Below are 4,730 nucleotides of genomic sequence, written 5' to 3' on the forward strand. Positions count from 1 at the left end.
AAGCCCGCGTTGGAACGCAGGCTTAAGGGATTCAAATCGGGAGAGATTTGAAAGTGCAAAGAGATCATGACTCATCAATGTGACGGGCCGATGACCGGGGAAAAACCATATCCTGACTTCAAGATAGTACAAGTCTGTTAACAAAAACTCACCAATAATCACAAATGACAAAAATAATTTACGGCGCAACACTTGCCCTGGCCGCCCTGCTGGCGGGCTGCAGTGCGCCCGTGGTGGTGCCGACGCCAGTCGTGGCCGCCGCGCCCGACGCGGCCTTCGCCGAATTCGAGCACGCCCGCGCGGCAGGCCAGGAGGTGCTGGCGATCCAGCCCGCGCAGTCGCTGGTCGCCGTCACCGTGCGGCGCGGCGGCTCGCTGGCGCGGCTGGGCCACGACCATGTGATTGCCTCACATACGCTGGAGGGCTACGCCGCACCGGGTCTGCACAAGACCGCGCTGCGCTTCAAGCTGGAGGATATGACCGTCGATGAGGCAGGACTGCGTACCGCGGCCGGCCTGCCGCCGCCACCGTCCGCCGACGCGATCGCGGGCACGCGCCGCAATATGCTGGAGAAGGTGCTGGATGCGGAACACTATCCCTGGCTGGTGCTGAAGGCCGAGCAGGCCGCAAACAACACCTTCAACGCCGATATCACGCTGCACGGCGCCACGCGCCGCTACAGCGTGCCGGTCACGATCGAGCGTAAGGATGGGATGCTGCACGCCACGGGCAGCTTTACTGTGAAGCAGAGCGATTTCGGCATCACTCCCTTCTCGGTGCTGGGTGGCGCGATGGTGGTGCAGGACCAGATGGAACTGCGTTTCGATATCAGCGCGCGATAATCAGCCGCAGGCCCAGGCCGACGAAAATCGCGCCGGCCACGCGGTCCAGCCACATGCCCGCACGCGGATTGCGGTTGATCCATTTGCCGACCGCGCCGGAGAAGTAACCCAGCAGGCCAAACAGAATGCAGGCCTGCAGCGTGAAGAGCAGGCCCAGTTGCGCGGTCTGCGCGCTCACGTCGCCGCGCGCGGCAACCACGAACTGCGGCAGGAAGGACAGGAAGAACAGCACCACCTTCGGATTGATGGCGTTGGCGAACATGCCCTTGCCGAACAGGCGCAGCAGCGATTCGTCCGGCAGCGCCGCGCCATCCACGCGCGCGCCGCCGCGGCTGCGCAAGGCGCCGATGCCGAGCCAGATCAGGTACAGGCCACCGCACATCTTCAGCGCCGTGAAGGCGGTCGGCGAGGCCGCGATCAGCGCGGACACGCCCAGCGTCGCGAGAATCGTGTGGCTCAGGCAGCCCAGCGCGCAGCCCAGGCCGAAAGCCATGCCCTGCTTGCGTCCGCGCGACATGCCCATGCCCAGCACCATCAGGTTGTCCGGACCGGGGGACACGGTAATCAGAACGGCAGCGGCGAGAAAGCCTGCAAATTGTTCGGGAGAGATCAGCACTGGAAATACCTTTCTATTGAAGAAAACGCATCATACCAAAGCACAATGCCGTGCGGGCTTGCGCCCGGCGCGGCCGGGAAGCTACGATAACCATATGACGACACAACGCGCCTGGGTGCGCATGCCATCCGGCCGGCGCCTCGACCTTCTTGACCCGACCCCTTTCGACTGGGACGATAGCGACCTGGCCCTCGGCCTGGCCCGCACTTACCGCTGGGGCGGACATTCCAACTGGCCTCTGCCCCTGTCCGTAGCCCAGCATTCGATCACCGTGATGCTGCTGCGCCGCGCCGCATCGCCCGAGCCGACATCACCGCTGCAGGATCTGCGTGAGCTGCTGCACGACGCGGAAGAAGGCCTGGTTGGCTTCGACGCCATCTCCGTGATCAAACCCTTCCTGGGCGATGGCTTCAAGGTGCTGACATCGCGCCTGGAACAGGCCGTCTTCCTGCGCTACGGCCTGCCCGCCTGGACCGCCGCCGAGCACCGCCTGCACAAACAGGCTGACCGTCTGGCCGCGGCCAGCGAAGCGGTGCACGTTGTAGGATGGACGCCGGATGAAGTCCGCAAGACGCTGAAGATCACTAGCGAACCGCTGCAGCAAGATCCGCTGCAAGCCGTGTATGGCGGCACCGCATGGGAACCGTGGCCACCAACCCTGGCCTGCGAACGCTTCCTGGCCGAACTGCATCACCTACTGAACAAGCTGTAAATGAACTCCTTTGCACGACTGCCCCCGACGCGGCAAGCCACCGACAATAAAACCACCGGCGAGGCCGGAGCCCGCCAGYAGGCACGCGAAGACCGCGACGCACTGGTGCGCGGCGTTACCTCCATCGATGCCATGCGCGAGGCGATCAGGCAGCACGCACGCGCGCTGCCCGCATTGCGCGCAGTGCCACGCCTTGGCCGGCTTGATGCCGCCGCCTTCCGCGAATTGGCGGCGAAGGGCCAGCCCTTCCTGATGACGGGCGTGGTCGGGCGCTGGCCGATTTGCACGCTGACGCGGGAGTCGCTGCGTGAACGCTTTGGCCATGTGCCGGTGCGGGCGCGCGTTGGCGACTACATCGGCACCGCGTTCGCGCCGGATCGCGCCATGCAGGATATGTCGATGGCCGAGTATTTGGAGCTGGCCGCGCAGGACCATGAACTGCCGCCCTACGTCGGCAATCTTGAGCTGCGCGAGTTGAACGGCATGTGCCACTGGCCCGCTTACTTCGACAAGATGGGGCCACCGCGTTTCTGGCTTGGCCCCGAACGCTGCGTCACGCCGCTGCACTGCGACTTCGACGACAACATCTTCGCGCAGCTGCTGGGCACCAAACGCATCTTCCTGGCGCCGCCGCATCATGACGAATTCCTGTATCCGAAGGAAGCCAACGCCATGCTGTTCGGCTCGCCTTTCGATCCGGAAGCGCCGGACTTCGACAAGTTCCCGCTGGCGCGCCAGGCCAACGTGATCGAGTTGATCGTCGAGCCAGGCGATATGCTGTATGTGCCGGCCGGCTGGTATCACCAGGTGCGCGCTTTGACTTTCTCGCTTTCCGCGAATCGCTGGGCCAGAGGCGTGCCGCTGGCGTTGCGGGACGATCCCTCATTGCGCAGGGCCGCCGCCTTGTGAGCCTTGCGGTGCATGGCGCGGCGGCCCAGCCACAGCACCAGACCCGTGACCATGAACAGCAGCGGCGTCAGGCCGGTCAGGGAAATCAGCATGCGGCCCGGCAGGCCGAAAGCTTCACCCACGTGCAGTGGATACAGCCAGTTCAGGAAATTGTCGCCGGACGGCGCAGTCAAAGGATCGCGCAGGCGCAGCACTTCGCCGCTGTAGGCGTCGATATTGATGCGCGTATTGCCGTCGCCCTTGCGCACCTCGCTCGGCTGCCGCAAACGCAGCTCATACGGCGCCTTGGCCGTCGCCAGCGTCACGCGTGAGATGCGGCCTTGCGGCACGGCCTTCTGTGCGGCGGCCATCGCGGCGGTGATGGAAACGATCTTGCGGTCGGCGGCCGGGCTGTTAGCCAGCTTGTCCTTCGGTTCCAGCCTGGCCACCGCGCCAATTGCGGGACGCACCAGATCCGGCAGGTTCATCGCCATGCCCGAGAAACCCATGAAGGCCAGTACCGGCGTGATGAAAAAGCCGGCGCTGCGGTGCAGGCTGTAATGGAAGTGGCGCGAGGTGGGATGGCCGTGCACGGTCAGCGCCTTGCGCAGCGAGGACCAGGTCATCTTCGGCCACCACAGCACAAAGCCCAGCAGAGAAGTCAGGAACAGCAGCATGCCCGCGATGCCGGTAACGGTCTTGCCGCCCTCGCCCGCCAGCAGATAGCGGTGGACATGGAACAGCGTCGACATCAGCAAAGGCCGCGACAGGCCAAACTCGCCGTAATTGCGCTCGCCCAGGATGTCCAGGGAATACTGGTCCAGCATAACCTGGCGCTGCAGATCGGTGCCGAACAATGTCTCGGTGCGCTTGGCGGGACGATACCAGGCGACGATCACGCCGTCCGCATGTTCCGGCAGCGCCAGCATGGTGGGCTTGCCGTAGCCCGGCGCCGCCTTCAGACGCGCAGCGGCGGCCTCCACTTGCTGCGGCGTGATCGTCGCCGCGCCGTCCGGCACGCGCGAGTGCAGCAGCTGAGGATTCAGCGCCGCGTCGAGCTCGTCGCTCCACGCCAGCACAGCGCCGGTCAGTCCGGCGGAAACGAACAAGACGCCAAATACCAGCGCCACGTACAAGTGAATGGTGCGCAGCCAACTGCGCGGAGTACCCTTAATCATGCCCGCTATTGTAAATGCAAATTGTTATCATTTGCACCCCTGCGAAGATGATCACGGCGTGCTAGGCTGAGGCTTCGCTTCAGGAGTCCGCGCTAAGGATACGTTTTTAAAGCCGTTTTGACAGTTATCCACTTTCCGTGTGGATAAGCATGTGGAGAACCGCCTCTTGACAGCGAACGCAGCCCGTCATGACAAGGATTGCTATAATTTGCACAATTCACAGGCAAAAATTTTCACTTGTGAAATCAATCACTTATAATGGCGGCCCGCGTGCCTGATCGCAACTTTTCAAGCTTTCAACAAATATTTTCGGCGAAGCTACAGCAAGGCCCGTTTTCTTTGACAAAAATGCTGTCGAGGAATACTGTGGGGCACTGGGAAGACGCATTAAATATTGACCTTTTCCGGGAAAATGCATGGACGTAAAAGTTCCGGTGGACGATTCCAGCGACGGCTGGATGATTGAAGACGATTCCCATCCCTCGCCCGACGAG

General features: G+C 63.0%; 6 protein-coding genes. 3 read left to right on the forward strand and 3 right to left on the reverse strand.

Features of this window, described 5'->3' with window-relative positions:
- The first annotated feature begins 164 nt into the window (after positions 1-164).
- Positions 165-842 carry a YceI family protein gene (locus AB4Z11_RS23420; protein WP_442028039.1) on the forward strand — a complete coding sequence of 226 codons (678 nt, stop codon included), beginning with the start codon at positions 165-167 and terminating at the stop codon, positions 840-842.
- Here AB4Z11_RS23420 and AB4Z11_RS23425 read toward each other — a convergent pair.
- Complete coding sequence (locus tag AB4Z11_RS23425; protein WP_442028041.1) at positions 829-1,458, reverse strand: LysE family translocator; 630 nt, start codon at positions 1,456-1,458, stop codon at positions 829-831. The two genes, AB4Z11_RS23420 and AB4Z11_RS23425, sit on opposite strands and share 14 nt — an antisense overlap.
- A 94-nt stretch (positions 1,459-1,552) precedes the next feature.
- Here AB4Z11_RS23425 and AB4Z11_RS23430 point away from each other — a divergent pair, with 94 nt between their 5' ends.
- Both AB4Z11_RS23430 and AB4Z11_RS23435 read left to right on the forward strand, forming a co-directional pair.
- A complete protein-coding gene (locus tag AB4Z11_RS23430) occupies positions 1,553-2,170 on the forward strand; it encodes a phosphohydrolase (protein WP_442028042.1) in 618 nt (205 codons plus the stop codon).
- Positions 2,171-3,079, forward strand: a complete 909-nt coding sequence (locus AB4Z11_RS23435) for a cupin-like domain-containing protein (RefSeq protein ID WP_442028043.1) — start codon at positions 2,171-2,173, stop codon at positions 3,077-3,079. It abuts the gene before it with no gap.
- Here the strand turns inward: AB4Z11_RS23435 and AB4Z11_RS23440 are convergent.
- Both AB4Z11_RS23440 and AB4Z11_RS23445 read right to left on the reverse strand, forming a co-directional pair.
- A complete protein-coding gene (locus AB4Z11_RS23440; RefSeq protein WP_442028045.1) occupies positions 2,971-4,236 on the reverse strand; it encodes a PepSY-associated TM helix domain-containing protein in 1,266 nt (421 codons plus the stop codon). The genes AB4Z11_RS23435 and AB4Z11_RS23440 overlap by 109 nt on opposite strands.
- Positions 4,237-4,489: 253 nt before the next feature.
- On the reverse strand, positions 4,490-4,730 hold a 241-nt coding region (locus AB4Z11_RS23445; RefSeq protein ID WP_442028046.1), incomplete at its 5' end, for a hypothetical protein.

This window comes from Pseudoduganella sp. RAF53_2, from assembly GCF_052113985.1.
Taxonomy (GTDB): domain Bacteria; phylum Pseudomonadota; class Gammaproteobacteria; order Burkholderiales; family Burkholderiaceae_D; genus Rugamonas.